This is a genomic window from Nonomuraea sp. NPDC050227 (assembly GCF_044459705.1).
Lineage (GTDB): Bacteria > Actinomycetota > Actinomycetes > Streptosporangiales > Streptosporangiaceae > Nonomuraea.
This window is the reverse complement of the sequence record NZ_JBITJF010000011.1, coordinates 277,914-304,765: the sequence shown is the minus strand read 5'-3', so window position 1 is coordinate 304,765 and position 26,852 is coordinate 277,914. Positions and strand designations below refer to the sequence as shown.

28 protein-coding genes and 1 pseudogene are annotated in these 26,852 nt (G+C 74.5%); 11 read left to right on the top strand and 18 right to left on the bottom strand.

Translation table 11 applies throughout. The annotated features are described in order from the left end of the window. Positions 1-131: 131 nt before the first annotated feature. On the bottom strand, positions 132-1,388 hold the full coding sequence (locus ACIBK9_RS37160) for a Scr1 family TA system antitoxin-like transcriptional regulator (RefSeq protein ID WP_387663807.1): 1,257 nt from the start codon (positions 1,386-1,388) through the stop codon (positions 132-134). A gap of 222 nt (positions 1,389-1,610) precedes the next feature. Between ACIBK9_RS37160 and ACIBK9_RS37155 the strand changes: the two genes are divergently transcribed. The 5 genes from ACIBK9_RS37155 to ACIBK9_RS37135 all read left to right on the top strand — a co-directional run bounded on the left by ACIBK9_RS37155 (position 1,611) and on the right by ACIBK9_RS37135 (position 6,867). Then, positions 1,611-2,342 (top strand): hypothetical protein, encoded by a 732-nt coding sequence (locus tag ACIBK9_RS37155; RefSeq protein WP_397163406.1) that lies wholly within the window; start codon positions 1,611-1,613, stop codon positions 2,340-2,342. A gap of 477 nt (positions 2,343-2,819) precedes the next feature. Further along, on the top strand, positions 2,820-3,020 hold the full coding sequence (locus ACIBK9_RS37150; protein WP_358284467.1) for a hypothetical protein: 201 nt from the start codon (positions 2,820-2,822) through the stop codon (positions 3,018-3,020). A gap of 37 nt (positions 3,021-3,057) precedes the next feature. Continuing rightward, positions 3,058-3,798, top strand: coding sequence for a hypothetical protein (locus ACIBK9_RS37145; RefSeq protein WP_352358998.1), 741 nt, complete (start codon positions 3,058-3,060; stop codon positions 3,796-3,798). Beyond that, positions 3,795-4,979, top strand: a complete 1,185-nt coding sequence (locus ACIBK9_RS37140; protein WP_387663801.1) for an FAD-dependent oxidoreductase — start codon at positions 3,795-3,797, stop codon at positions 4,977-4,979. Before ACIBK9_RS37145 ends, ACIBK9_RS37140 begins: the two co-directional genes overlap by 4 nt. A 25-nt stretch (positions 4,980-5,004) precedes the next feature. After that, positions 5,005-6,867: a hypothetical protein gene (locus tag ACIBK9_RS37135; RefSeq protein WP_397163405.1), complete on the top strand. Its 1,863-nt coding sequence runs from the start codon at positions 5,005-5,007 to the stop codon at positions 6,865-6,867. A 31-nt stretch (positions 6,868-6,898) separates the two neighbouring features. Here ACIBK9_RS37135 and ACIBK9_RS37130 read toward each other — a convergent pair whose 3' ends face one another. After that, positions 6,899-8,821: a Xaa-Pro dipeptidyl-peptidase gene (locus tag ACIBK9_RS37130; RefSeq protein ID WP_397163404.1), complete on the bottom strand. Its 1,923-nt coding sequence runs from the start codon at positions 8,819-8,821 to the stop codon at positions 6,899-6,901. 76 nt (positions 8,822-8,897) lie between these two features. On the opposite strand from ACIBK9_RS37130, the gene ACIBK9_RS37125 reads away from it, so the two are divergent. Continuing rightward, positions 8,898-9,887 (top strand): ADP-ribosylglycohydrolase family protein, encoded by a 990-nt coding sequence (locus ACIBK9_RS37125; RefSeq protein ID WP_397163403.1) that lies wholly within the window; start codon positions 8,898-8,900, stop codon positions 9,885-9,887. A gap of 31 nt (positions 9,888-9,918) precedes the next feature. Then, positions 9,919-10,578 carry a FadR/GntR family transcriptional regulator gene (locus ACIBK9_RS37120; RefSeq protein ID WP_387663793.1) on the top strand — a complete coding sequence of 220 codons (660 nt, stop codon included), beginning with the start codon at positions 9,919-9,921 and terminating at the stop codon, positions 10,576-10,578. 13 nt (positions 10,579-10,591) lie between these two features. Here ACIBK9_RS37120 and ACIBK9_RS37115 read toward each other — a convergent pair whose 3' ends face one another. The 9 genes from ACIBK9_RS37115 to ACIBK9_RS37075 form a co-directional block, all read right to left on the bottom strand. Further along, positions 10,592-11,941, bottom strand: a complete 1,350-nt coding sequence (locus ACIBK9_RS37115) for an NADH-quinone oxidoreductase subunit N (RefSeq protein ID WP_397163402.1) — start codon at positions 11,939-11,941, stop codon at positions 10,592-10,594. Then, positions 11,938-13,401 (bottom strand): NuoM family protein, encoded by a 1,464-nt coding sequence (locus tag ACIBK9_RS37110; RefSeq protein ID WP_397163401.1) that lies wholly within the window; start codon positions 13,399-13,401, stop codon positions 11,938-11,940. Before ACIBK9_RS37110 ends, ACIBK9_RS37115 begins: the two co-directional genes overlap by 4 nt. A 3-nt stretch (positions 13,402-13,404) precedes the next feature. After that, positions 13,405-15,255, bottom strand: coding sequence for a proton-conducting transporter membrane subunit (locus ACIBK9_RS37105; RefSeq protein WP_397163399.1), 1,851 nt, complete (start codon positions 15,253-15,255; stop codon positions 13,405-13,407). Next, positions 15,252-15,557: an NADH-quinone oxidoreductase subunit NuoK gene (gene nuoK / locus ACIBK9_RS37100; protein ID WP_352358980.1), complete on the bottom strand. Its 306-nt coding sequence runs from the start codon at positions 15,555-15,557 to the stop codon at positions 15,252-15,254. The genes ACIBK9_RS37105 and nuoK overlap by 4 nt, the downstream gene beginning before the upstream one ends. Then, positions 15,554-16,051, bottom strand: coding sequence for an NADH-quinone oxidoreductase subunit J (locus ACIBK9_RS37095; RefSeq protein ID WP_397163397.1), 498 nt, complete (start codon positions 16,049-16,051; stop codon positions 15,554-15,556). The genes nuoK and ACIBK9_RS37095 overlap by 4 nt, the downstream gene beginning before the upstream one ends. After that, positions 16,048-16,953, bottom strand: a complete 906-nt coding sequence (locus tag ACIBK9_RS37090; RefSeq protein ID WP_397163395.1) for an NADH-quinone oxidoreductase subunit H — start codon at positions 16,951-16,953, stop codon at positions 16,048-16,050. Before ACIBK9_RS37090 ends, ACIBK9_RS37095 begins: the two co-directional genes overlap by 4 nt. Before the next feature lie 4 nt (positions 16,954-16,957). Further along, complete coding sequence (locus ACIBK9_RS37085; RefSeq protein WP_397163394.1) at positions 16,958-18,031, bottom strand: hypothetical protein; 1,074 nt, start codon at positions 18,029-18,031, stop codon at positions 16,958-16,960. Further along, complete coding sequence (locus ACIBK9_RS37080; protein ID WP_397163392.1) at positions 18,022-18,360, bottom strand: NADH-quinone oxidoreductase subunit A; 339 nt, start codon at positions 18,358-18,360, stop codon at positions 18,022-18,024. The genes ACIBK9_RS37085 and ACIBK9_RS37080 overlap by 10 nt, the downstream gene beginning before the upstream one ends. A gap of 129 nt (positions 18,361-18,489) precedes the next feature. Next, positions 18,490-19,200 (bottom strand): TetR/AcrR family transcriptional regulator, encoded by a 711-nt coding sequence (locus ACIBK9_RS37075; RefSeq protein ID WP_397163391.1) that lies wholly within the window; start codon positions 19,198-19,200, stop codon positions 18,490-18,492. A 73-nt stretch (positions 19,201-19,273) separates the two neighbouring features. On the opposite strand from ACIBK9_RS37075, the gene ACIBK9_RS37070 reads away from it, so the two are divergent. Both ACIBK9_RS37070 and ACIBK9_RS37065 read left to right on the top strand, forming a co-directional pair. Further along, on the top strand, positions 19,274-19,606 hold the full coding sequence (locus tag ACIBK9_RS37070) for a nuclear transport factor 2 family protein (protein WP_397163390.1): 333 nt from the start codon (positions 19,274-19,276) through the stop codon (positions 19,604-19,606). A gap of 71 nt (positions 19,607-19,677) precedes the next feature. Further along, on the top strand, positions 19,678-20,571 hold the full coding sequence (locus tag ACIBK9_RS37065) for an NAD(P)-dependent oxidoreductase (protein ID WP_397163388.1): 894 nt from the start codon (positions 19,678-19,680) through the stop codon (positions 20,569-20,571). Between the two features lie 15 nt (positions 20,572-20,586). Here ACIBK9_RS37065 and ACIBK9_RS37060 read toward each other — a convergent pair whose 3' ends face one another. Next, positions 20,587-21,468 (bottom strand): hypothetical protein, encoded by an 882-nt coding sequence (locus ACIBK9_RS37060; RefSeq protein ID WP_397163387.1) that lies wholly within the window; start codon positions 21,466-21,468, stop codon positions 20,587-20,589. Between the two features lie 163 nt (positions 21,469-21,631). Between ACIBK9_RS37060 and ACIBK9_RS37055 the strand changes: the two genes are divergently transcribed. Beyond that, positions 21,632-21,874, top strand: coding sequence for a hypothetical protein (locus tag ACIBK9_RS37055; protein WP_397163385.1), 243 nt, complete (start codon positions 21,632-21,634; stop codon positions 21,872-21,874). Positions 21,875-21,948: 74 nt separating this feature from the next. Here the strand turns inward: ACIBK9_RS37055 and ACIBK9_RS37050 are convergent, their stop codons facing one another. The 3 genes from ACIBK9_RS37050 to ACIBK9_RS37040 form a co-directional block, all read right to left on the bottom strand. Further along, on the bottom strand, positions 21,949-22,590 hold the full coding sequence (locus ACIBK9_RS37050; RefSeq protein WP_364328942.1) for a class I SAM-dependent methyltransferase: 642 nt from the start codon (positions 22,588-22,590) through the stop codon (positions 21,949-21,951). Positions 22,591-22,633: 43 nt separating this feature from the next. Continuing rightward, positions 22,634-22,915: a metal-sensitive transcriptional regulator gene (locus ACIBK9_RS37045; RefSeq protein ID WP_364328945.1), complete on the bottom strand. Its 282-nt coding sequence runs from the start codon at positions 22,913-22,915 to the stop codon at positions 22,634-22,636. A 70-nt stretch (positions 22,916-22,985) separates the two neighbouring features. Further along, the gene (locus tag ACIBK9_RS37040; RefSeq protein ID WP_397163382.1) at positions 22,986-23,561 is read right to left on the bottom strand and encodes a YybH family protein; all 576 of its coding nucleotides are present in this window, start codon (positions 23,559-23,561) and stop codon (positions 22,986-22,988) included. Between the two features lie 375 nt (positions 23,562-23,936). On the opposite strand from ACIBK9_RS37040, the pseudogene ACIBK9_RS37035 reads away from it, so the two are divergent. Next, positions 23,937-24,050, top strand: a pseudogene (locus tag ACIBK9_RS37035) (hypothetical protein); the annotation flags it as partial. Here ACIBK9_RS37035 and ACIBK9_RS37030 read toward each other — a convergent pair. Genes ACIBK9_RS37030 through ACIBK9_RS37020 form a run of 3 tightly spaced genes read right to left on the bottom strand, consistent with a single transcriptional unit; the run spans position 24,014 to position 26,813 of the window. Further along, positions 24,014-25,102: a glycosyltransferase gene (locus ACIBK9_RS37030; RefSeq protein WP_397163381.1), complete on the bottom strand. Its 1,089-nt coding sequence runs from the start codon at positions 25,100-25,102 to the stop codon at positions 24,014-24,016. The pseudogene ACIBK9_RS37035 and the gene ACIBK9_RS37030 overlap by 37 nt on opposite strands. Next, positions 25,099-26,082, bottom strand: a complete 984-nt coding sequence (locus tag ACIBK9_RS37025; RefSeq protein WP_387663765.1) for an iron-containing redox enzyme family protein — start codon at positions 26,080-26,082, stop codon at positions 25,099-25,101. Before ACIBK9_RS37025 ends, ACIBK9_RS37030 begins: the two co-directional genes overlap by 4 nt. Beyond that, positions 26,082-26,813: a class I SAM-dependent methyltransferase gene (locus ACIBK9_RS37020; RefSeq protein WP_358284423.1), complete on the bottom strand. Its 732-nt coding sequence runs from the start codon at positions 26,811-26,813 to the stop codon at positions 26,082-26,084. Before ACIBK9_RS37020 ends, ACIBK9_RS37025 begins: the two co-directional genes overlap by 1 nt. Positions 26,814-26,852 lie beyond the last annotated feature (39 nt).

Sequence of the window (26,852 nt, the reverse complement as noted above, 5' to 3'; positions counted from 1 at the left end):
CGGGAGAAGCCGGTCCTTTCGGACCCCACTCGATGACCCAGACCTTATGATCCTCGTTGCGCGCCGGAAGACAACAGGAAAAGCATGAATTCTGCGGAAATATGCCTTACCTGAATGGCGGCGGCCGGAGATCATTTCGCTGTCGAGCGCGACAGGCGTTCGCGGTGGGACTCCAGCACCTCGTACGTCTCCTCGCGGGTGGTGGTCGTCACCGACAGCTTCGTGAACGCCTGGTGGTAGGTCTCGACCGCGGCGGCGTCGGTGATCAGCTCGTCGGCCTCGACGCCGTGGGCGCAGGCGACGTCGGGCTCGAACGCCTCGGCGAAGCGCCACAGCGTGAACGGGCCGGTGCGGGGCACGTACGCCGGGTCGTCGATGGGCACGACGTGCAGCGAGACGTTGGGCCGCTTGGCGTGGTCGAGCAGCAGGTCGAGCTGGCGGAGCTGGGCGTGCGGGCCGACGATCGAGCGCAGCAGCACGGCCTCGTCGATCACCGCCCACAACACCGTGTCACCGGCCCCGGCCAGCGCCTCCTGGCGGGCCATGACCAGCGCCAGGGCCTCCTCCACCGACGACTGCCCGAGCGTGGCCGGCCCGGCCACGGTGATCGCGGCCCGCGCGTAGTCCTCGGTCTGCAACATCGGCGGGACGAACTGGGGATGGTACGTGCGGATCACCGTGGCCCGCTGCTCCAGCGCGTAGGCCGTGGCCAGCCAGACGGGCACCGACTGGGCGTCGTACCAGGCGGCCTCGCGCTCGCCCCTGGCCAGCGAGAGCACGTACTCGCGGACGGGCGGGGCGGTGACGCCGTAGAGGCCGAGCAGGCGCTCGACCGTGATCGGCGTGGGCGCGAGACGGCCCTCCTCGATCGCGGGGATCGCGGCGGCGCCCTTGCCGAGCGAGCCCTCGACCTGCTCGACCGAGAGCCGCACGCCCATGCGCAGGCCGTGCAGCCGCTTGCCGAGCGCGCGGCGCTGTGAGTCGTTGAGCGGCGTGGCGGCCTCGGGGATCTCGGCCGCCGGCTCCGGCTCGCCCGGCAGGCCCTCGGCCCGGCGCGCCAGCTCGACCACGCCGCGCAGGACGGCCAGCGACCCCTCCGACAACCCGGAGGCCGACAGGCCGATCGCGGCCGCCCGCAGCTGCAGGTCCTCGACCGCGCCGGACTCGTAGTGCTCGTCGCCCACCAGCCAGCCCACGCTCACCTGGAGGCAGGCGGCCAGCGCCCGCAGCACCTGGAGGGTGGGGTTGGTCTGCTTGCCGGTGCGCAGCTGGCTGACGTAGGCGCGCGTGATGGGTATGCCCGCCTCGGTGAGGGCGGAGGCGACCTGGGCGCCCGTGAAGCCGCGCTTGGTCAGCGCGAGATCGAGCCGTTCGGCGAAGTTCGCCACGGCGCACCTCCTACCGCCCGTGAACTTTTCCCAGCCTAAGGTACGAGACCCCCACTGTCCCCTGCCACGCGGGCCAGCTCTGCCCGGCGGGTAGGTATCAACTTATTCGCAAAGTGTGAGTTGACATAGCCCCTCTTTCCAGCACAGTATCGGAGCGCGTGGTAACTGTGGCTTAACAGCCCGGACGATTCGCGAGAGTCTCCGGCAAGGAGGTGGCCGGACGTGACCATGGACTCCCTCGACGGCTCACGCTTCCTGGAGGATCCGGTCTCCCGGGGGCAGCAGCAGGTCGTCCGGCGCATCTGCGCGCGGGTCGCCGGCCCGCTGACGAGCCGCGACGTCCAGGTCGCCGAGCTGCCGCTGGGCGGGGTCGAGATCTGGCTGGACAGCCCCCGTCACCGCTGGCGTCTGCACCACCGCATGGCCCGCGAGCTGCGGCTGGCCGGCTGGCACACCGAGCCGGGACCCGACCGGCTGCTGCTGCTCGGCTGGAGCGCGGTCTGCCTGGGCCACCGCGCCAGGATGCTGGGCGCGGCCCTTTCCGGGCGGCTGGCCCACTTCGACCGCACGTCGTTCGCGGCCGTCATGATCGCCACCCGGCTGCGGCACGAAGGGCTGTCCGCCGCCGAGCTGCCCGCCGCGGTGGTCGAGCGCTGCCGCGACGCGCTGCGCTGGCCCGCCCGGCTGGCCGACCTCGACGGGCTCGAACGCCGGTCGTCGCTGGAACCCATCAGGCTCAGGCTGGCCCAGGTGGCCGGGCTGGAGTCGACGGTGAGCCGGCGCTGCGCCGAGCACCTCGCGCTGGCCGCCAGGGTCGCGCGCACGGTGGCCGGCACCGCGCCGCCCGCCCGCTCGCGCGCCTCGGGCCCGCGCGCGGGGCTGACCGAGCGCATGGTCTGCGTCAGCGTGCCCAACAGGGCCGCCGCCGCGCTCGACCCGGAGACGGCGCGATGACGCCGCTCCCCCTCCCCCGCCGGGCCTCGCCGCCCACCGGCCCGCCCGCACCGCCCGCGCCGCGCGCGGCCGTGCCGGCGGCCCTCATGCGGCCGGCTCCGGCGCTACCCCATCCCTCCGGCACCGTGCGTCACGTGCCCGACAAAGTCGGCACGGTGCTGTCGGCCGGCGCGGTAGCGGCTGGCGTGCCGGCCAAACCAAGGGGTAGTGCCTGGGGCCGGCTTTCCTCGCGGCCGTCCGCCCGTGATCGGGCGGCGGCCTCCCCGACCGGGGAGGCGGGCCCGCCCGGCTCCCCGGCCGGCGCCACCGGCACGGCGGCGACGCCGGGCGGGACGATCGGCGTGACGGGCGCCACGGCTCTGATCGACCGCCCCCTCAGGGGGCCGGCGCCCGCGTGGGCCCCCGTGCCGGTGGCCATGACGTCAGCGGGCCGCGCCCGGCCCGCGTCACCCGGATCCGCGACCGACAGGAGTGATCATGCTCACCGACGAGATGTCCAGGCGGCAGCCGCACGAGGTGCACGCCCGGGGCGCACGGCCCCAGCCCGCCGAGCCGAGGGGCGAGGGCCGGGACGAGCCGTCGCGGGCCGAGGCCCCGGCGCGCACCGTCCACCGGCTGCGCCGGATCCGGCAGGTGTCCGTGCAGGCGATCGGCGAGATCGACCAGGCGCTGGCCTGACCGTCATGCGGACGGTCCCCGACCCGGAAGGTGCGAGATGAGCCGCGGCAGGGTGGGCGTGATCGTCGCCCCCGCCAATCCCTCGGCGGAGCCCGAGCTGACCCGCCTGCTCGGCTCGCGCGCCGACATGCACGTCACCCGATTCCCCGTGCACCGGGGAGTGTCGCTCGCCGAACGGCTGGAGAGCTACAACGAGGCCCTGCCCGGCATGGTCTGCGCGTTCGACGGCCTGCCGCTGGACGCCCTGGTCATGGCCTGCAGCGAGTCCCGCTACCTGCTGGGCCCCGACGACGACGCCGACCAGTGCGCGCGGCTGTCGGCCTCGACCGGCGTGCCGTTCGCCTCCTCCACGCAGGCCACCAGGGAGGCGGTGGAACACGTCGGCGTGAGCGACATCGTGCTGGTCTCGCCGTACCAGCCGTGGCTGACCGAGCTGGCCGAGCGCTTCTGGAAGACGGCGGGGCTGAACGTCACGCAGGTCGTGCAGGTGCGGGCGGCCAAGGGCGGCTACTCCTCCTACGCGGTCACCCCGGCCGAGCTGATCACCCAGGTCGAGCGGGCCGAGGTGCCCGGCGACGCGGTGCTGCTGTTCACCGGCACCGGCATGGCCACGCTGCCCGTGCTCGGGCCGCTCAGCGCCGGCAACGACCGCACGCTGCTCACGTCCAACCTCTGCACCGCCTGGTGGGCCCTGTCGCGGGCCATCGGCGAGCACGTCACGCTCAGCCGGGTGCCCTACCGCCGCCACATGGCGGAGCAGGGGAGGCGCCCCGCATGAACGGCGTGATCGTCGTCGGGGCCGGCCCGGCGGGGCTGACCGCGGCGCTCTCGCTGGCCAGGGCCGGGATCCCGGTCACCGTGCTGGAGCGGGAGAACGAGCTCGCCGGGCAGGCGCGGGCCTGCACCTTCCATCCGGCCACGCTCGACCTGCTCGACGAGCTGGGCGTGGCCTCGCAACTCGTCGCCAAGGGCCGCGTGGTCGAGCGGGTGCAGTGGCGCGACCGGTCGGGGATCGTGCTGGCCGAGATGGGCATGAACCGGCTCAACGGCCTGACCAAGCACCCGTTCAGGATCCACGCCGACCAGGCCGCGCTCACCCCGCTGCTGCTCGCGGCCCTGAACGCCTACCCCGACGTCGACGTGCGCTTCGGCACCCGCGTCGACGGGGTCTCCGAGGGCGGCACCGGCATCCGGGTCCGCGTCGGCCAGACCTGGACGCGGGCCCGGTACATGATCGCCGCCGACGGCGGCCACAGCACGGTGCGCGGCTCGCTGGGGCTGCCCTTCCCCAGGTCGGCCTACCCGACGCAGGCGCTGCGGGTGTTCACCGACTCGCCGCTCGACCGGCTGCTGCCGAGCCTGGCGCCGCTCACCTACGTCCGCGACGTGCAGCAGTCGTGCACGCTGCTCGCGCTGCCCGACCACTGGCGGATCATCTTCAGGATCCCCTGCGACGCCACCGAGCCGCTGTCCTCGCCCAACGTCTCGATGCTGGTCCGCCGCGCCCTGCCGGGAGCGAGCGGGCCCATCCACGTGACCGGGGCCGACCGGTTCGGGCTGTCCAGGGGCGTGCTGACCTCCTACCGCTGCGGGCGGGTGCTGTTCGTGGGCGACGCCGCGCACCTGACCTCCACGGTCGGCGGCCTCAACATGAACGCCGGCATCCACGACGCCGTCGAGGTCGGCCAGGTGATCGCGGCCGTGCTCGGCGGGTTCGCGCCGCCCACCGCGCTGGAGGCGTGGGCGTGGCGGCGGCGGGCCGTGCTGCTGCAGCGGGTGATGCCGCGCGGCGAGACGCGGCCGGCCGGCGTGCGCGAGCGCGACAGCGCCCGGCTGGCCGCGGCGATGGCCGGGCTGCGGGCCATCGCCGGCGACCCGGAGGCCACGCGGGCCTATCTCGCGCAGGCCTCGCTGCTCGACACCGTTCCCGGCTCCGCCGGTGGGGCCCGGCCCGTCTGACACCGCTGAGGAGGTGCGACACCGCATGTGGCGAACGCTCTCGGACGAAGCGCGCCAGGCCATCCGCGAGCTGTGCGACACGCACGGCTCCCGCCTCTACGACTACTGCCGCACCGAGCTGGCCGCGGGCGACGCCGAGCAGGCGGCCGCCGGCGCGCTGGTGTCCGCCCACCTCTACGCGGACCGGCTGCGCGACCCCGCCCTGCACCGGCCCTGGCTCTACGCCCTGGCCCGCGCCCACCGCGCGTTCGTGGCCAAGCCGGCCAGCATCGGCTCCTGGTCGCGGCCGGGGCGGATGTCGGAGCTGCTGCCCGAGGCGCTGCTCTCCCTCGACCGCCCGCTGCGCGAGCTGCTCGACCTGTCCCTGCGCCACGGCCTGTCCGACGCCGAGCTGGCCACCGTCTTCAGCCTGAGCCAGGACGAGGTCAGCGCCGTGGTGGCGCGGGCGGCCGACGCGCTGGAGGGCTGGTTCGCCGCGATCATCGCCGCGCGCGGCCGTACGGGATGTCCTGATCTGACCACGCGGGTGGCGGCCTGGGTCACCTCGCCGGGCCGCCGGGCCCGCGCCCGGATCAGCCGGCACATCCAGGGCTGCGCCGCCTGCCGGGCCGCGCCCCGCACCATGTCGGCCGCCACGCTGCTGCGCCGGCTGCCGATCGCGGAGCTGCCCGGCACACTGACCAACCGGCTCGCCTCGGCGCAGCCGCTGCCCGGAGAGGGACCCCTCTGGCGGGCGGACGGCTTCCCCGTGCTGGCACGCACCCTGGTGGAGCCGCTCGCGGCCCCGCCGGGCGTGGGGGCGACGCCGATGCCCCCGGTCGCCGACCCCACGACGGCGACACCGGGAAACCCCTGGTCGGCGGCGGGCGCGGCCGCCGCCGACCAGGAGCCCCCGGGGCGGGCGGCACGCGGGCGGCACCCGTTCACGCCGACGAGCCGCGCCCGGCCCTTCCGCGGCGGCTCCCCGGGCGACAAGCTCGTCTACGACAACCGGGCCGAAGGCGGCCTCAGCGGCACCGTGGTCAACGGGCCGGTCAACGGGCCGGTCAACGGGCCGGGCGGCAGCCCGGTGAACAGCCCCGTGACCGGTCCGTTGAGCGCGCCGGTCGGCGGCGGTGAGGCCGGTGGTGGTGACGGCGCCGCCGCCCCGCCCGGCGCGATGATCATCCGGTACGGCGGCATCGGCTGGAACGGCGAGCCCGGCGGTCTCGACCGGTTCGACGGCGAGGCCCCCTGGCAGGAGTTCTGGCGGGAGCAGCCGGCGGAGCCCGAGGAGGAGACCGAGGCCCCGATCCGCACGGTGGCCAGGCTGGGCCTGCTGCTGGGCGTCGGGCTGCTGGTGGTGGGCCTGGTGTGGGCCGTGCTCAATGCGCGCGCGCATCCGGCGGTGGTCACCAGGGCGGCGGCGCAGGCGGCCGTCCCGGCCGAGACGCCCACGCGCTGGACGGCCGCGATCGGCCCGGCCGCCGGGTCCGCCCTGTCGTCCCTGGACCGGCAGGCCGACCTGCCGAGACCGGCGGCGCCCACGGCCCGGGTGTCGCCCCGGTCGGCGTGGCTGGGGTCCGGGCGGGCCGGGGCGTTCTCGCTGGCGTGCACCGGGACGTGCCGGGTCGTCTCGGCCACCGGCACGCGCGGCATCGTCGTCGACGGCACGACGTTCCGCGTCCTGGACCCGCGTTCGCGGCCCGGCTGCCCGGGCGGGCCCGACGTGCGGCGCGGCCGGATCACCATCGTCTGGACGGGCCGCGCCACCGGCGACGGCCTGCGCACCGGCGGCACGGCGACCGCCGGCGGCACGCTCACCCTGAAGGTGGGCTGGACCATCGCCAGGGACAAGGGCGTGCGGCGGCTCGACGCCGGCGGCGTCCGCTGGAGCAACTGCCGATGAGGCCCCGGACCGGCCGGGGCCCCACGCGCGGTTAGAAGAACCGGAACCCGGGCTCGGGCTCGGGCAGGTCGAGCTGTCGCGGCCCCCTGAACGTCGCGCTGTCCTTGGGCACGTCGGCCAGCGGCGTCCCGAGCACGAACGGCACGGTCACGCTGCTGCGAGTCAGGTCGACGGTGACGGTCGCGCCGGTGCCCTCCTCACTGGTGTAGGTGGTGTCGGTCCCGGCGAGCACCAGGCCGATCCGGTGGCCCTTCCTGAAGGTGTAGTCCTGCGGCAGCGTCTGCCACCTGACCGTCCCGTAGGTGCCGACGGGCAGCGGCTGGGCCTGGCTGAGCGAGTCGCGGTTCTGGACGTCGATCCAGCCGCGGGCGACGATCTCCAGCGGCCGGGTGGCCACGTTCGTGGTGACCTTCTTGTAGCAGGCGTCGTCGGCCGCGGTGCTCTCGCCGTGGCAGTCCTCCTCGGTGAGCGTGGTGACGCCCTGGCCGCGCCGCCAGTCGACGCGGGTGTCCTCGCCGAAGTCGACGAGCAGGGCGGTCAGGTTGGCAGTGGGCTTGTCGAGCCTGACCCGCAGGTCGGCGGTGGGCGTGCCGGACAGGCGCAGGTCCAGCGGGAGCGCGCCGGTGGTGAAGGCGGCGCGGCCCGGCTTGGCCGTGCCGACGTCGGCCACCATCTCGGTCTCGCTCAGCGCGAGGTCGGTGAAGGTGGCGGTGCTGTCGCCGCGGGCCTTGAGCAGGCCGAGCGAGCCGTCGGCGGCGGGCCGCAGCACGGCCTTGAGCGCGTACGGGGCCGGCCAGTCGCGCTGGGTGGTCCACTGCGCCGGGCCGAGCTGCACGTCGGCGCGGGGCTCGTTGGTGATCCCGTTGCGGACGCCGTGCAGCCAGTAGTCGAACCAGCGGTGCAGGGTGTCCACCCACAGGTCCCTGCGGCCCTCGAAGTCGAACGGGTCCACGTGCTGGTACTGGCCGACCCAGATCTTGCGCGGCACGTTCCGCTGGGCCAGGGCCTGCCACCAGGCGGAGAAGTTGTCCGGCCGGACGTTGAGGTCGTTGACCGTGTGCACGACGAAGACGCTGGCCTTGACCTTCGAGGCGTCGCCGAGCAGGCCCTTGAGGTAGTCGCGTTCGTTCCAGAAGGCGTTGTAGTTCCCGGTGTCGTCGCCGTCCTCGGCGTCCATGCGGTCGCGGACGGCCTGGCACTTGGCCTCGGGGTCGGTGTCGACGTAGTTGGTCAGCCAGGAGGCGTAGTCGTAGTTGTAGACCACGCCGTTCGAGCGCTGGTACTTGTACCAGGAGCTGATGGCCGAGATGGGGACGATCGTCTTCAGGCCCTCGACGCCGGTGGCGGCCACGGCGTTGGCCAGCGTGCCGTCGTAGGACTTGCCGATCATGGCGGCGTTGCCGGTGGTCCAGTCGGCCACGGCGGGGGTGCCGTCGGCCCTGACCGCCTTGGCGCGGCCGTTCAGCCAGTCGATGACCGCCTTGCCGCCCAGCACGTCGGCCTTGCCGCCCATGTCCGGGCAGCCGTCGGACCTGGTGGTGCCGAGCATGTCCACGTTGAGCACGGCGTAGCCGCGCGGGACGAAGTAGTTGTCGTAGAACAGGGGGAATTTCGTGACATTGCCGGAGGCGTCGTACGCCTTGCGCTCCCCCTCGTTCCCACGCCCGGAGTTGTCGTAGTACGGACTCTCGTCGATGATCACGGGCACCTTCAGGCCCGGACCGGACTCCTTGGGACGGATGATGTCCACCCTGACCCGGTCGAGCGCGCCGTCGAGGTCGCTGTCCACGGTGGACTCGACGTACACGTGCTCGCGGACGGCGTCGGCGTAGGAGAAGACCGGCTGCGTCCGGCCGTCCTTGACGGTGATCGTGGGTCCGGCAGCGGCTTGTGCCGGGGTCGCGATGGCCAAGGTGAGGGCGACCGCGAAGAGGGCCGGGCGTAATTGTGGCACGCGTGACCTCCGTGACAAGTGTCGTAATTTCCCCCGCAATGTCTCACCCGCCCAGAAAGCTGACAAGATCCCACCTATGGAGGCACAGGACCGGATCCGGGGCTGCCTGCTCGGCGGCGCGATCGGCGACGCCCTCGGGGCGCCCATCGAGTTCGAGTCGTTGCGGGAGATCCGCCGGCAGCACGGCCAGGACGGCGTCACCGGCTATGTCACGACCTGGCGGGGCAGGCGCGCGCTCGTCACCGACGACACCCAGATGACCCTGTTCACCGTCGAGGCGCTGACCCGCGACCGCACGCCCGGCGAGGTGCGGCAGGCGTACCTGCGCTGGCTCGACACCCAGGAGCACCAGGCTCCGCCGCCCGCCGACCGGCCGCACCGGACCGGCGCGCTGCGCGAGGAGGGCTGGCTGTACTCCCGGCGGGCCCCGGGCAACGCCTGCCTGTCCGGGCTGCGGCAACCCTTCCCCGGCCCGTCGCCGTCCGGCGTGCCCGGCCCGGTGAACCCGGACTCCAAGGGCTGCGGCACCGTCATGCGCTCGGCGCCGTTCGGGCTCGTCGCGCCGTACGACGCGGACGCCGCGTTCGAGCTGGCGGCGGTCTGCGCGCAGATCACCCACGGCCATCCGACCGGCTACCTGGCCGCGGGCGCGTTCGCCGCGATCGTCGCCCGCCTGATGGCCGGCGAGCCGCTGGAGGCCGCCGTCGGCCACGCCCTCGGCCTGCTCGCCGGTCGTCCGGGGCACGAGGAGACGTCCGGCGCCCTGCGCGCGGCGCTCGACCTGGCCGCGTCCGGCCCGCACTCCCCCGAACGGGTGGAGACGCTGGGCGGCGCGTGGGTGGCCGAGGAGGCGCTGGCCATCGGCGTCTACTGCGCCCTGGCCGAGCCCTCGCCCGAGCGGGCGCTGCTGCTGTCGGTCAACCACTCCGGCGACAGCGACTCGACCGGCTCGGTCTGCGGCAACCTGGTGGGCGCGCTGCGCGGCGCGGACGCGCTGCCGGCCGCCTGGGTGACACCGCTGGAGGGCCGCGAGACGATCGAGCGCCTGGCCGCCGCGCTCCTCTAGGCTGGAGGCTCACCGGGACGGAAGAGATCGCATGCGAAACGTCGCGCGGACCTCGCTCGTCGATGCCGCCATCGAGGAGCTCCGCGGGGAGATCACCAGTGGGGCTTGGCCGGTCGGGACGAAGATCCCGTCCGAGAGCCGGCTCGCCGAGAGCCTCGGCATGAGCCGGCTGTCGGTGCGCGAGGCGGTGCGGGTGCTGGCCCACGCCGGGCTGCTGCAGACCAGGCAGGGCGACGGCACGTACGTCACCGCCACCGACGAGTCGCAGGTGGCGCTGCGCCGGCGGCTCGACCGGGCGGCCGCGATGGACATCATCGACGTGCGCCGCGGGCTCGACCTGGTGGCCGCCCGGCTGGCGGCGGTCAAGCGCACCGGCGACGACGTGGCCGCGATGCGCGAGGCGCTGGCCCGCCGCGGGTCGGCCGCGCGCGCGGGCGACCTCGACGGGTTCGCCGACGCCGACGCCGACTTCCACCTGCTGGTGGCCGACGCCGCGCACAACCCGCTGCTGGCCGACCTCTACCGCAGCATGCGCGACGCGCTGCGCGACAGCGTCCGGGACCAGGAGCAGGCCGCGCTGGCGCCCGACCCGTCGCACGACGACCTGCTGGCCGCGATCGAGGCGGGCGACGCGGCCAGGGCGGTCGAGGTCTCGGTCGCCATCCTCGACGCCCAGGAACGCGACCTGTGACCCGCGCGCCGGGTCAGCGGGCGATCAGCACGGCGAGCCCGGCGGCCGGGCCGAGCAGGATCGAGGCGGCGGCGCACACCTGCGCGACCGGGCTCGACGCGGCGGGGTGCGCCGGGCCCTCCGCGGCGAAGACCGGGCGGATCCAGCGCAGGTAGTAGAACAGGCTCGCGACGGTGTTGGCGGCGGCGACCACCGCGAGCCAGGCGTACCCGCCGTCCCAGGCGGCCGCGAACATCAGCAGCTTCCCGGCGAAGACCGCGGTCGGCGGCGTCCCGACCAGGCCGAGCAGGCACACCACCAGCGCGAACGCCGTCCAGGGCGAGCGGCGGCCGAGCCCGGCGTAGTCCGCCAGCCGCTCGGCCCCGGTGGCGACCACGACGGCGAACGCGCCCAGGTTCGTGACCGCGTAGGCGGCCAGGTAGACCAGCAGGGCGGGCGCGGCCAGGGCGGTGCGTCCGGCCACCGCGACCGGGACCAGCAGGTAACCGGCCTGGCTGACCGTCGAGTACGCCAGCAACCGCCGTACGTTCTCCTGCTGGAAGGCGGCCAGGTTGCCGAGCGTCATCGTCACGGCGGCCAGGACCGCGAGCAGCGCGGGCTCGTCCAGCACCGTCGTCGCCAGCCGGTACAGCGCCACCAGCGCGCCGATCTTGGGCACCGTGGTCACGAACGCGGCCACCGGCGCCGACGTGCCCTCGGTGACGTCGGGCACCCAGAAGTGCGCGGGCGCTCCCCCGGCCTTGAACAGCGGCCCGGCCAGCAGCAGCACCGCGCCCACCGCCGGGGCGCGCGCGGCGGGGTAGGCGGTGGCGCCGGACCAGCCGTACACGACGGTGGCCCCGGCCAGCATGAGCACGCCGAGGAAGGCGCCCATCAGGTAGTACTTGAGCGCCGCCTCGGTGCCGGACGCGTCCTTGGCGAACCCCGCCAGCGCGTACGCCGGGACGCTCGCCAGCAGGTACGCCGCCACCAGCACGAGCAGGTCGTCCGCCCCCGCCATGAGCACGGCCCCCAGCGCCGCCAGCACCATCAGCGTGTACAGCTCGGCCTCCCTGCCGTCCCCCCTGACCCGGCCGGTCGCCAGCCACACGGCCAGCAGGGTGGCCAGGCAGACGGTCAGCCGGGCGGCTCCGGTCGGCGGATCGACGGCGTAGGCGTCGAAGGCCAGGACGGCGGGGCGCGGCAGGGCGGCGGCGCTCGCCGCGGCGGCCCCGGCGAGCGCCGCCATGCACACCCAGGCGGCGACGCGCTGCCGCCCGCGGGCCACGAACAGCCCCGCGACCAGCGCCGTCACCGCGCCCAGCAGCATCAGGACCTCGGGCAGCATCGCGGTCACCGCCGCGCCGCCGTGAGGTGCGCTCATCGGCCCGCCAGGGCGACGACGGCGCGGGCGGCGGGCTCGATCAGGTCCAGCAGCGGACCCGGCGCCAGGCCGATGAGCAAGGACAGCACGAGCAGCGGGGCGATCGCGCCCAGCTCGCGCGGCCGCACGTCGGTGACCCGCGGCGTCAGCTCGCCCGGCTCGCCGAGGAACGCGCGTTGCAGCGCCCGCAGGAACAGCGCCGCGGTGATCAGGATGCCGGTCACGGAGAGCGCGCCCGCGAGCACGGCCCCCGAGCCGATCACCCCGGTGAAGATCTGGAACTCGGCGATGAACCCCGACAGTCCGGGCAGTCCGAGCGAGGCGAACGCCGCCACCGCCGTGAGCCAGGCCAGCACGGGCGCCCGTCCCGCGATGCCGCCGTAGCGGCCGAGGGCGTAGCCGCCCGCGCGGTCCCACAGCACGCCGGTGATCAGGAACAGCGCGCCGGTGACCAGGCCGTGGCTGACCATCTGGGTGACCGCGCCGCTGACCGCCAGCTCCTTGGCCCGCGCCGGCCCGCCGGCCAGCCCGGCGGCGCCCAGGGCGAGCACGACGTAGCCCATGTGGTTGACCGAGGTGTAGGCGACGAGCCGTTTGAGGTTCTCCTGGGCGAGCGCCACCAGGGCGCCGTACAGGACGCTGACCAGGCCGATCACGATGACCAGCCAGGCGTACGCGCGCCACGGGCCGGGCAGCAGCGGCACGGCGATGCGGGCCAGCCCGTACGCGCCCATCTTGAGCAGCACCCCGGCGAGGATGGCCGATCCGGCGGCCGGGGCGTCGGTGTGCGCGGGCGGCAGCCAGGTGTGCACGGGCACGACCGGCGTCTTGACCCCCAGGCCGATCCCGATGGCGAGCAGCACGGCCGGGCCCGCGTCCGGCGGGCGGCGGGTGAGATCGGCCAGGTCGAAGGTGTGCGGGTCGGCGGCCAGATAGAGGCCGACGAAGCCGAGCAGCAGCGCCAGCGAGCCCAGGAAGGTGTAGAGGAAGAACGTCAGCGCGGACCTGGCCCGGTCGCCGTGCCCCCAGCCGACGATCACGAAGTACATGCCGACGATGGACAGGTCGAAGAAGACGAAGAACAGCAGCAGGTCGAGCGCCGCGAACAGGCCGGTGGAGACGGTCTGCAGGAACAGGAACAGCGCCGCGTGCGCCTTGGGCCTGGCGGGCTCGCCCAGCGAGTGGACGGCGCAGAGCAGGAACAGCACCGCGGTCATGGCGATCAGCGGCAGCGACAGGCCGTCCACGCCGACGTGGTAGCCGGCCCCCGCCGTCGGGATCCAGCGCAGCCTGGTCTCGTACGCCAGGCCGCCTCCGTACCCGGTCCACAGGACGATGACCAGGGCGAGATCGGCGGCGGACGCGGCCACCCGGATCAGGCCGGCCGCGCGCGCCGTGACGCCGGGCAGGACGAACAGGGCGGCGGCGGCCAGCGGCAGGAACACGACGACGTCGAGCACGCCTCACCTCACGATCGCGAACACGACGGCCAGCACGACGAGGGCGACGGCGGCCTGGGCGAAGTAGATGTGGATCTGTCCGGTCTGGGGACGTCTGGCCAGCCCGCCGAGGCGTCGTACCGCGCCGCCGGTCCGTCGGACGAGCCCGTCGAGCCCCGACTCCAGCGGGCTTCCGGCCAGCCGCGCGGCCAGCAGTCCCGCCCGCGCGACCGCCTCGACCGCGCCGTGCACGACCCGCTCGTCGACCCAGGCCGCCCACCGCGCCGCCCGCAGCAGCGGCCGCCACACCACGGCCCGCGCCGCCCGCTCCAGCCCCAGCCAGCGCCCGAACACCCCGCCCACGCGCGAAGGCGCGACCGTTCCGGGCCGCACCCCGATCACGGCCGTCCCTGGCCGCGCCGCGATCACAGCGGTCACCAGGGCGAGCGCCGGGACCCCGGACAGGGCCAGCTCGCCCGCCGTGAGGCCGGGCGCGCCCGGGTCGCCCACCAGCCGGGACCACCAGCCGTGCAGCGCGGGCAGCCCGACGATCCCGAACCCGGCCGCCACCAGGGCGAGCACCGGCAACGGCAGCAGTTCGGGCCAGGCCACCCGGCCCGTGGCCCGCCGCTCGCTCCCGGTGCCGGTCGCCGCGTCGGCGGGCCGCCAGACCACGGCCAGCGCCTTCCCCGCGTACAGAGCGGCCACCAACCCGGCGGCGAAGGCCACCACGCGCGGTCCAGGCTGCGCGACCCCGCCCAGGACGGCGTCCTTGGTCACCCACAACGACAGCGGCGGCAACCCGGCCAGGGCCGCGGCCCCCACCCCGAACGCCACCCCCACCAGCGGGAACCGCCGGGCCGCGCCGTGCAGCCCGGCCAGGTCCTTGGTGCCGAGCGCCGCCAGCCAGGCCCCCGCCGCGAGGAACAGCAGGCTCTTGACGGCGGCGTGCGCGGCCAGGTGGGCCGTCCCGCCGGAGACCGCCGACGCCCCCGCCGCCAGCACCATGAACCCGACCTGCGCGCAGGTCGAGGCGGCCAGAAGCTGTTTGAGGTCCCGCTGCGCCAGCGCCACCAGGCCGAGCAGCAGCGCGGTCAGCGCGCCTGTCCAGGCCGCCACCGCCGCCGCCCAGCCGGTGGCCGCGAGCAGGGCGTGCGCCCGCAGCAGCAGGTACGCCCCCGCCACCACCATGGTCGCCGCGTGCAGGAACGCCGACACCGGGCTCGGGCCCGCCATCGCCCGCGACAGCCAGAACGCGAACGGCCCCTGCGCCGACTTGCCCAGCGCGGCCAGCACGATCCCGCCCGCCACCACGTCCCGCCACGGCGGCGGCAGCCCCGGCAGCCCGGCGAGCGCCAGGCCGCCGCCCGCGGCCAGGGCCGCGCCGCAGGCGACGTACAGGCCCAGGTCGCCGGCCCGGGTGGTGACGAAGGCGACGGCTCCGGACCGTACGCGCTCCCGGTCGCGCCACCGGTAGCCGATCAGCGCGTACGACATCGCCCCCATGACCTCCCAGCCCATCAGCAGCAGGACGAGGTCCGTCGCGGTCACCGTGGCCAGCATCGCGCCGAGGAAGATCAGCATCAGCCCGTGGAAGCGCCCCGACCGCTGCTCCGCCGCCGCGAACACCAGCACGGCCAGCCCGACCGCCGCCACGGTGACCACCATGACCGCCGAGAGCCCGTCCACGGCCAGCCCTTCGCCGAGGATCAGCCGGGCGGTCGCCGAGGGCCTGGTCGCCGCGGCATGCCCGGCCAGCCCGAGGGTGAGCGCGGCCGTGGCGACGGACAGGGCGGGGGCGGCGCGGCGCACGGCGATCAGCAGCGCGCCGGCGGCGGCGGGCAGCGCGGGCAGCAGCCACAGGGACGGGCTCATCCCTTGAGGTCTCCGGCGGCGTCGGTCGTGTCCACGTCGCGGGCGCGGAAGACGGCCGTGGTGACGGCGAAGCCCATCGCCATCTCCAGCGCCATCACGGTGACCGCGACCAGGACGAGGACCTGGCCGTCCGCGGCGGCCGGGGCGACGTGGTACCAGAAGGCGCCGGCGGCCGCGAGCACGCCGTTGATCATGAGTTCGAGGCCCATCATCAGCATGACGATCGACTGCTGGGACAGCACGCCGTACAGGCCGACGGCGAACAGGGCGGCGGCCAGCAGCAGGAAAGCCTGGAGCGTCACCGGTCGTACCGTCCCCGGTGGGTGGCCAGCAGCACGGCCGAGATCATCGTGGCCAGGATCGCCACCCCGGCGACCATCATGACCAGCATCTTCGGTCCCATCAGGGACAGGCCGAGCGCGTGCGTGGGGTCCGCCGGCGGCCGTCCGCGCCGGCTCGGCGGGCGGACGAGCAGCGCCCCGGCGGCCAGCAGGACGAACACCGTTCCGGCGACGGCCGCCGCGCCCCGCTGGTTGTGCACCATCTTCATCGGCACGAGCCCGGCCGGGTTCATCATGTACATGATCATGAAGACGGCCATGACCAGCATCTCCATGACCATCATGAGGACGACCAGCACCCCCAGGTACTCCAGGTCGATCAGCAGCAGCGTCCCGCCCACGGCCAGCAGCGAGACCAGCAGCGCGAACGTCGCCCGCGCCATCGAGTCCACCGCGAACACCGCCACCCCACCCGCCACCGCGACGACCGCCAGCGCCCAGAACGCCACGTTCACGGCAGCACCGCCACCGCGACGACCAGCAGTTGCACGAGCGTGACCGGGATCAGCACCACCCACGCGAACTGCACGAACCGGTCCATCCGCACGACCGGCATGCGATGCCCGGCCAGCACCAGCACGGCCAGCACCGCCGCCGTCTTGACCGGCCCCCACGCCCAGCCGGGCAGCACGGGCCCCGCCGCGCCCCCGAGGAACAGCGGCACCGCCCCGGCCGCCGCCACGACCAGCAGCGCGTGGCGTCCGGCCAGGAAGACCAGCCGGTCGGGGCCGCCCAGCTCGCCCGGCACGCCGCCGCACACGTCCCGCCCGACCGGCTGCCCCATCGGCCCCCAGAACGCCATCGCCACCGCCGAGACGAGATAGACCGCGAACGCGACCGGCATCCACATCACGAACCACAACCCGCGCTGCGCCGCCACGAGGTCGGCGAACCGCAACGACCCCGCCCCCACCCCCGCGGTGATCAGCACGAACATGTGCGGCAGCTCGTACGCCAGGCCCTGGGCCAGGAACCGGTAGCCGCCTACCAGCGGCCACACGGCGTTGACCCCCCACCCGACCAGCCACAGGGCCCCCCAGACGCACACCTCCATGGCGTTGAACCACACCACCCCCGCCCCCAGGTCCAGCACCGGCGCGCCGCCGACCGGCAGGACGACGGCGGCCAGCAGCGCGGCCGCCGGCAACGCCACGACCCCGGCCCGGGTGAGCAGGACGTCGGCCCGGTCCGTCCGCCGCCGCTGCTGCACCACCAGCCGCGCCCCCTCCCTGAACGGCGCCACCGCCGCCGCCCGCCACGAGCTCCGGCCCGCGCCGAGCGCCGCGTCGAAGGCCGCCGCCCCCCACGTCAGCACCGCCATCCCCAGGGCCGTCCCCGCGGCCGTCCCCGCGGCCACCGGTTCACCCGTCCCTGGCTGGCGACGGCAGCCGGCCGAGGTCCGGATCGAGACCGGCCACGATCAGGCGTGCCACGGCGAGCTCGGCCCCGGCCAGCAGGCCCGGCAACAACGCCAGCACCCGGTCCACCGGGACGTCATCGCCGTCCCCGGGTCCGGGGCACTCTTCGGTCAGGGCCTCCACGTCCTCTTCGGTCAGGGCCTCCACGTCGTCGAGCCACCGGCGCGCACGATCCAGGGTGTCCCCACGCAGCCGCTGTGGGGCGTCGGGGCCGAGCTCACCCGCGCCGCGCAACATCCACCGCAGGACCCATGACCTGCGCACCCGCCGCGTGAACCGGACGCATCGGCGTCTTCCCCGCTCGTCCATGGCGTCCGCGAGCAGGCGGTCGCGCAGGCGCCGGGCGTCCGCGGCGGCGGCGGGCCAGCCGGCCACGCCGAGCAGCCTGCCGAGGCCGTCCAGCCGGGCCGCCGCCGTCCGCCGCCGCGCCTCCGCCGGGCTCGCGTCCGGCCCCGGCGTCCAGAACGCGTCCCCCGTGCCGTCGGCCGGCAGGGTTCGCACCCGTGCCTCCTGGATGACGTCCCCTTGCAGGACGGTCTCCACCACCAGCCCCGCGGGCCAGTCCGCGAGCACGGGTCCCAGCGGCACGTGCAGCCGGTCCAGCTTCAGCCCGTCCCGGTCGGCCCCTCGGTCGGCCATGGGAGTGTCGTCCGCGGACGTCCCCGTGGCCAGGACGGCGGCCCGCCGCCACTGGACGGGTTCGTCCCCCAGCGTGCGGACGGCGTCGTCCAGCGCGGCCACGACCCGGTCGGCCGGGACGTCCGGCGGCAGTTCCACCAGCGCCCTCGGCACCGGGACCGCCCTCCAGACCTCCCGTACGGCCGCCGCCAGCTCCGCCCCGGGACGCCCGCACACCACCATCACGCTCGCCTCCGCCGCCGACGCCGCCACCGGCCAGCCACGGCGGTCCGCCTCCGCCTCGGCCAGCAGCCGCGCGCCCGTCCCGTACGGGCAGGCGACGAGGAGCACCCGGGGCCGCAGCGCCGCCTGCCGCAGCAGCCACCCCCTCAGGCCCACCGGAACGCCCCTTCCCGCCACGCGTACAGGACGCCGACCAGCAGCAGCCCCAGGAAGGCGAACATCTCCACCACCGCCGGCAGCCCCACCTCGGCCACCACGAGGGCCCACGGGTACATGAAGACCATCTCCATGTCGAAGGCGAGGAAGACCAGCGTCACGGCGTACCACCGGACGTGGAAGCGGGACATCGCGTGCTCCCGGGGCCGCGCCCCGGACAGGAACGGCCCCACCCGTACGACTCCGCCGGGCGACAGGGCCAGGGAGGCCAGGTACACCGTGGCGACCCCGGCGGCGAGCAGCGCCACGAGCCCCAGCACAGCGCCCACCGCTCTCACCTGCCGCAGAGCCCGAAGATCAGATCACCTGCCCCTCACGGTAGCAACCGGAGTCCGACTTCCCCGCGACCGACATCCCCCCTTACCAGCACGAACGCGGCCGGGCAGGCGACCGGAGGATCAGTGCTTGAGGCCGAGAGAGGTGACCAGGTCGCGCATCTCGTCGTCGTAGACGGCGGCCGGGTCGTGGACGAGGCCGCGCAGGTGGCCGTAGATCTCCAGGGCGACGAGCCCGTGCATGCGGCCCCACACCCGCAGCGTCACCGCGATGGCCGCCGGCGGCAGGCCCGGGAAGTCCTCCCGGACGTGGGCGACCAGGGCGGGGTCGAAGTCGTCCCAGGTGTAGGCGCCGCCCCCGGACGCGCACTCCCGGGCCACCGGCCAGGCCGCGGCGACCAGCCCGACGATGCCGGCGCAGGCGCGCGCTTCGGCCTCCTTGCCCGGACCTTCTTCGGGCGGACGGTAGCCCGGCACGGGGTCACCGTAGACCAGCCGGAAGCCCTCTGGGTTGGCCAGCGCCCACTCGCGCATGGCCCGGGCCCAGGCCAGGATCCGCCCGCCCGGATCGTTCTCCGGGACCGCGTCGCGGGCGGCCTCGGCCGCGTCGACGGCCGAGGTGTAGACGTCGCCGATGAGCGTCGTGACCAGGTCGTCGCGGGTGGGGAAGTAGCTGTAGATCGCACCGGCCGTCATGCCCATCTCGCGGGCGATCGCGCGCAGCGAGATGGCGTCGGGGCCTCCGTCTGCCATGAGCTGCAGGGCGATCGTCTTGATCTCGGCGCTGGTCTGGGCGCGTAGCCGGTCCCGGCGGCTCGTCCTGGGGTCGCTCACGGTCGACAGCTTACACGGCATGCTGTTTACTGAACGGCGTGTAGTAATCGAACGCTGTGTTGGGAGTCAGCAGGTGAGCACCACCGATGTGATCCACGCCTACCTCGACGTCTGGAACGAGCCGGACGCCGCCGCCCGGTCTGCCCTGATGAGGTCCGTCCTCACCGAGGACTCGCTCTACGTCGATCCCGAGAACGCGGGCCTGCGCGGGCACGCCGAGCTGTCCGAGGTGATCGGCCGCGTCCGGAGCGGGCTCGGCGACCTCCGGTTCACCCTCGACGCCGTGGTCGGCGTCCACCATGACCGCGCGTTGTTCCGCTGGCGGCTCGGCCCGGCCGTCACCGGCTACGACGTCGTGGAGTTCGACGGGGGCCGCATCCGCAGCATCGTCGGGTTCTTCGCCTGAACCGTCCCCCGCCGGACCGCAGCCCCGCCATCCATCGCGGCGCAAGCCGCGCGAACCACACAGGAGCCCACATGTCCCTCTCGTCCGCCTCCCGGGCGCCCGTCACCGTCGTCGGCCTCGGGCTGATGGGCCAGGCGCTGGCCACGGCCTTCCTGGCGAACGGTCACCCGACCACCGTCTGGAACCGCTCGGCGGCCAAGGCCGGCGACCTCGTCGCCAAGGGAGCCACCCTGGCCGGCTCCGTCGCAAGCGCGGTCGAGGCGAGCCCGCTCGTCGTCGTCTGCGTCTCGGACCACGACGCCGTGCACGGGTTGCTGGAGCCGGTCGCCTCCTCGCTGGCCGGCCGCACCCTCGTCAACCTGACCACGGCGACCTCCGTCCAGGCCCGCGACACCGCGAGGTGGGCGGGCACGATCGGGAGCGTCTATCTCGACGGGGCGATCCTCGCCCTCCCCCAGGCGATCGGCACCGCCGACGCCACGGTGCTGTGCTCCGGCCCGGAGGCCGCCTTCGAGGAGCACCTGCCCACCTTGCGAGCGCTCTCCGGAGACGGGACCGTCCATCTCGGCGAGGACCACGCCCTGTCCGCCCTGTACGACATGTCCGTCCTGAGCGTCATGTGGGGCGTGCTGAACGGCTTCCTCCAGGGCGCCGCCCTGCTGGGCGCCGCCAACGTCAAGGCGACGACCTTCGCGTCCCTGGCCACCACCGCCATCGGCGTGACGACCGGCTACGTCTCCGCCTACGCCCGGCAGATCGACGAGGGCCGGTACCCGGCCGCCGACGCCACCCTCGCCGTCCACCTGGGCGGGATGGAGCACCTGGCGCAGGAGAGCCGGGCGCTCGGCGTCAACACCGAGCTGCCGGACCTCTTCCTGGACCTGGCCCGGCGCGCGGCGGCCGGCGGCCGTGCCGGCGACGGGTACGCGGCGATGATCGAACAGTTCCGCGAGCCCTCCGCCTGACCTGTCCTGGCGGCGCTAACCGCCGATGACGAGGGTCTCCGTGGAGCCGTCCTCGTCGGGAGGGTCGTCGTCTGCGGCGGCATTCCGGCGCGCGCCGGACGGTCGTCCCGCTCGTCCCGCGGGTCCCGCGGGTCCCGGTCGTCCCGGCGTCCCGCGAAGGCGCGGCAGGCGGGACGCCACGAGCGCCACCAGCGCGCCGGCCACCGCCGCGGGCACCAGCAGGTACGCCGGAACCCCGCCGCCCGGCGCCTCTCCGGCCGGAACCCGCGCAGCCGCACTCCCAGCAGCCCCGACCCCGCCTCCGACCTGCTTCCCGGCCTGCACCCCGGTCGGCTCACCGGCCTGCGTCCCGGTCGGCTCACCGGTCGGCATCGGTGTGCTCTTGCCCGGGGGGAAGCCCGGCGGCCGGATCGCGCCCCAAGGGTCCTTCCCGTCGCCGCCGAACGTGGCCACCTTGTCCGGCGGCACCGGGTCGGCCAGCAGCCGCCCGGGAACCGTGAGCGTCCCCACGGCGTACGGCTCGAACCAGCCCTGGAGGCCCTCCACCCGCCACACCCCGTCCGGCACGGCCACCGACGTGGCGTAGTGTCCGGCCTCCGGCAGCGGGGTGCCGGCGAAGGTGACGGTCCTGCCGTCGGCCCGGGTGAGGCGCAGGCCGACGGGGTCCAGCTCGCCCGCGTAGGGATGCGTGCCGTGCTGCAGCACCCAGAACCCCACCGTGTACGTCTTCCCGCCCGCGAACGCCGCCGGCGGCGGGTCGAGGTAGGTCACCGCCCACCCCCCGCGCGAGGAGGCGGACGCCACCCCCGCCCACCATCCGGACACCACCAGGACGACCAGCACGGCAGCCGCCAGAGCGGCCGTCAGGGCAGCCGGTACGGCCACGTTTCTCTTCATCACGCACCTCCGACCTCCCTACACCGCCCGGCCCCGGCGGGTTCCGCCCGCGAACCGAAGAAGCGGCCGGACGGGTGCGACAATTCCCGGTGCGGCGCGCACAATGGAGTCAGCACGAAGAAATCAGGGCGAGAATTCGGCGAGGAGCGAGGAGGCTTACGCCGTGTCCGCCACCGGAGGCGAATATCTGACCGCGATGCTCGACGTTCTGGTTTACGAGAACGTTTTGGTCGCCTGGCGTCGCACGCCGGGTGGTTATCTGATCGTCACGCACGAGGGCGAGGAGATCCGGCTGACCGCGCAGCAGGCGGGGATGTGGGCGCAGGGGGCGTTCGCGGTTTATCTGGCGTTGGTGGATCAGCGCCGTATCACTCCGCGTATTCCCGGTGACACCACAGCGCAATAAGACGTTTCAGAACAAAAACCCATTTTTCCAGATTTGTCGCCACAGCGGCCGAGAAGAACCGTCTGGGCAGCCGGTCAAACCGGTTTCCTGGCGCGTCCGAGAATGTGCGGCAACCTCGGCGACAACGGCAGCGGCCGGAACGCGAACCGTTCGCGCTCCTCGACCACCAGCCCGCTGTCGATCAGGGCGCGCTCGGTGTCGCGGTTGAGGCGGCACCCGCCGGCCATCCGCCGCCACAACGGCGTCACGAGGTCCTGCACCAGCGCGCCGGCGGCGCGCGAGGAGCGCACGTGCTCGTAGAACCGCACCTCGCCGCCGGGCCTGAGCACCCGGGACACCTCGCCGAGCACCGCGCGCTGGTCGGGCACCGAGCACAACACCAGCGAGAGCACCACGGCGTCGAAGGAGGCGTCGGCGAACCGCAGGTCGGCGGCGTGCCCGGCGACCACGCTCACGGGCACCGGCGCGCCGGCCGCGGCCCGCCCGGCCAGCCGCCGCAGCCGGTCCTCCGGCTCGACGGCGACCACCTCGCGCACCCCCGCCGGGTAGTGCGCGAAGTTCAGCCCGTTGCCCGCGCCGACCTCCAGCACCCGCCCGGCCAGCCCGGCCAGCAGGCGCCGCCGGTGTTCGGCCGCGCCCCGCCGCTCCGACTCGGCGCTCATCCGCTCGTACGCCTCGGCGAAGCGGGGGTTCTGGAACCGCGTCAGGTCCTGCACGTCCTCCACGCTAACCGGCCCGCGCGCGCCCCGCGTGGATCCGTCACGACCGGACGAGCCGGGCGATGGCGTCGGCCGCCTCCTTCACCTTGGCCTCCGCCTCGGCCCCGCCCTTGTGCGCCGCCTCGACCACACAGTGCGCCATGTGCTCCTCCAGCAGCGACAACGCGAACGACTGCAACGCGCTCGTCGTCGCCGAGACCTGCGTCAGGATGTCGATGCAGTACTTGTCGTCCTCGACCATGCGCTGGATGCCCCGCGCCTGGCCCTCGATCCGGCGCAGCCGCCGGAGGTGGTCCTGCTTGCCGTCGGTGTACCCGGCCATCTCCCGGTCCTCTCGCTCGCTACACCGACCGCAACACGGTACCCCCCTACCGTATTCCGAGCGGGGCCGGTCAGCCGCCCTGGTTGTTCATGAAGCGCGAGATCAGCCACTGGCCGCCCTGGTGCGAGAGCATGAAGAGCTCGCGGTAGGTGGTGTCGCCCTGCTTGCTGGTCGAGCGCGCGAAGGCGTCCTGGGTGCCCGCGTTCCGCGTCTCGTCGATGGTGTGCGTGGCCGACTTCAGGTCGGCGCCGTCCTTGAGCAGCTTCTCGTAGAGGCTGCGGACGGCCTGCGAGCCCGTGGCCGTGGCCTGCCCGTCAAAGGCCACCACGGCGTCGCTGGTGAACGTCTTCACGACCGCGTCCACGTTGCCGGACTTCAGGGCGTCGAAGTAGTTCTGGACGGCGGCGCGCGGCTGGGTGGCCGCCGTCATGGTGCCGGTCGGCGTGGCGGTCTCGGTCATGGTCTCGGTGGTGGTCGGCGACTCCATGCCGGTCTCGGTGGGCGTCATCATGGTCTCGGTCGGCGTGGCCGGGCTGGCCTCCCCCTTCATCGCCTGCGGGTTGCTCCCCGCGGAGCAGCCCGCGACCAGGACGACGGGAACGATCGCGGCCAGCAGGAGTGCCCTGCGCTCAGAAATCTTGCTCATGGCCGGGTTGATGCCCTCGCCGGTCGTTCCCGAATGCCCGGTTTAGGCACTCCGCACGACCCCTTTACCTCATGTCGGCATTACTCACGGTAACGCTTCACTGTCATTGGTGAGACCGGTCAGAGCTGTGATCGTTGCCGCCCCGAGACCGGGCGGGTAGGGGCCGCCTATAGCGTCCCTCCAGTGCGGCCAACACAGGCGAATCCGGAACCACTGCCCCAGCGTGAGGACGCCGAGCGCTGTGCCAGCGTCCGGTCCGGGCGGCGGTGCGTCCTTCCCGCGGCCCACCCCACCCCGCACGTCTACCCGCCCGTGGAGGGCCTCTAGCGACGTCCTCGCAGGTGAGAGGGCCGGCCGGCGGGGCAGGTGACGACGATGGACGAGCCGACGACCACCGTCACGCCCTGCGAGGACGGCCCGCTGCTGATCAGAGGCCCCTTCGAGCTGCTGACTCAGGACGGCGAGCCGATCGACCCGGGAAGGGCCACGGTCGCGCTGTGCCGGTGCGGCCGATCATCGGCCAAGCCGTTCTGCGACGGCTCGCACAAGTCGGTCGGTTTCCGGGCGTCGAGCGAGCCCGACCCGCCGGCCGACTCCTGAGCCCGCGCGCGCAGCCACCGCACCGAGTGGGCGGCCAGCGCGAGCCGTCCCCCCGCGTACGGCACGCCGCCCGCGCAGGCCGCCCCCACCGCCAGCCAGGAGCACACCGCCCGCTCCAGCACCCACACCGGCGCGAACAGCGAGGCGCCGGCGGGGAAGACCCGCCGCCCGCCGGCCCGCCGCCGCCCGGCCTCGGCCAGCGCGACGGCCGCCCCGGCGGCGGCCAGCAGCGGCAGCGGACGGCGCACCAGCGCGAGCGCGGGCAGCACCGCCAGGAAGGACGCCAGCCGCACCGGCTGGGCGAGGTCGTCGTAGGCCTGCCGGACCCGCTGCGACCAGAACCGCCGCGCGTCGCACGGCAGCCTCCGGACGTACAGGCCGGGCGGGCGCAGCTCGCGCCCGCCGTGGGCGCGCACGGTGCGGACGAGCTCCAGGTTCTCGAACAGCACGTCGCCGTCGTAGCCGCCCATGGCCAGGAAGAACGACCGCCGGACGCCGAACGTGCCCGGGTAGTCGGCGCCGAACGCGCGGTTGAGCAGGGTGCGGGCGGTGTCCCAGCGGGCGTGCCAGGGGGCGGGGTCGAAGTAGTTCTGCGGCCTGACCAGCTCGGCGCGGGCGAGCAGGGCGTGCATCTCGGCCAGCGCGGGCAGGTCGTAGCGCACGTCGTCGTCGGCGATCACGACCCGGTCGCCCTCGGCCAGCCGCAGCCCGGTCGTCACGCCGTTGACCTTGCCGTTGGCGAAGGACAGGCCGGCCGCCGGGCTGACGTGCCGGACCAGGCAGCGCCAGCGGCGGGCGTGGCGGGCGTACAGCTCGGGCCGGCTGCCGTCGACCACGGTCACGCGTACGTGCGGCGCGAGGGCGCGCAGATACTCGGTCAGCTCGTCGAGGCCGGAGTCGTCCTGCCAGCGCAGCGGGATCACGTAGTCCAGGTCGATCACGCGGGCACCTCCTGGCCGAGCAGCGAGGACGCGCCGCGCTCCCAGCGGCCCATGACGTGCTCGGCCCAGCGGCGTTCGAGGGCCAGGGCGCAGGCGGCGCCGTACAGGACGTCGCCGGTCAGGGCGGGGAAGGCGGCCGCGAACCCGCCGCACAGGTCGGCCGCGGCGATCTGCTCGTGCACGGCGTCGGCCTGCACGTGCTCCTCGTAGAACCGGGCCGCCGCCGCGTCGCCGCCGAGCCGGCGCAGGCCCGCGGCGTAGCGGCGGTTGGGCAGGGACGAGGTCATCTCGATCGCGGCCAGGTGGCCGACCAGCGCGCCGCGCAGCCGCCGGTGCAGCCCGAACAGCGACATGGCGTTGCTGACGGCCAGGGTGACCGCGGGGACCCGCGGCAGGTACGCGCCGTAGGAGTCGTCGAGGCCGAGGCCGCGCATGGTGTGGCCGAACAGCTCGCAGTGCATGCGCTCGGGCCGGCCGCCGCCGTACTCGTCGGCCTGGATCTCCACCAGGGCCGCCTTGGGCCGGCCGCGCAGGCGCGGGATCGCCCAGGTGTGCGGGTCGGCCTCCTTCAGGTGGTAGATCGAGCGGTGGATCACGAACTCGCGGAAGGCGTCGATGCCGGCCTCGCGCTGGAGGTGCAGCGAGACCGACGGGCCGTCCTCGTCCTCGGCGGTCAGCGCGGTGAGCGCGCGCCGCACCTCGCCGGGCGGCACCGGCCCGGGACGCGGCACGGCCCCGGCCAGCTCCCGCTCGAACCGGTCCTCCAGCAGGCCGCGCAGGCGCAGCAGCGACGGCTCCCACTCCCAGCGGTCGTCCACCTCGTCGAAGCCCTGGTAGTGCAGCTCGTAGCAGGCGAACAGGGCGAGCTGGAGATCCTCCTCGCCGTCGGGGCCGGGGGCGTCGGGCAGCGTCGCGGGCGGCCGGGCGAGCCGGTCGAAGAGCAGGTCGGTGAGCGGGCCACGCGCGGGCGGCAGACGCATCAGGCGGCCTTGCGGTAGACGGAGACGTGCGCGCGGCTCTCGTCGGTGAACGGGGTGCCGATCCAGTCGGCCCAGCGGTGTTCCAGGGCCATCCCGGCCAGCCTGGCCATCAGGTCGAGCTCGCCGGGCCAGGCGTAGCGGTGGTTGGCGGGCAGCAGCCGCACGCCCTCGCCGGTCAGCCGTACGCGGGTGGTGCGCATGTGCTGGGTGGCCGGGGCGAGCCTGGCCGCCTCGATGACGACGGCGTCCTCGGCCAGCGACAGCAGCCGCAGCGCCGAGCCGTCGCGGAAGGCGGCCGGGTCGGGCACCCACGCCTCGACCACGAACCGCCCGCCGCCGCGCAGGTGCCGGGCCGCGTTGGCGAAGCAGTTGACCTGCGCCTCCTGGGTGGGCAGAGCGAAGATCGTGTTGATCGCGAGCACCACCAGCGCGTACGAGCCCTCGACCCGCATGGTGGAGAAGTCGCCCACCGTCACGGGGACGGCCGCGCCGCCGGGTTTGGCGCGCAGCTCGCGGGTCATCTCCGGCGAGGCGTCGATCCCGGCGACGGACAGGCCGCGGGCGGCGAGCGGGAGCGCCAGCCGCCCGGTGCCGATGCCGAACTCCAGCACGGGGCCGCCCTCGGCCAGCGTCGCCAGCCGCTCGACGGCCGCGCCGGTCGGCAGCTCCGTCACCGTGGCGTCGTAGATGTCGGCGATCGCGCGCCCGTAGGCGGAGGCGTCGTAGGCCACGCGCACCTCCTGTCCCCCGTGTTTCAGCAGGTCAATGCC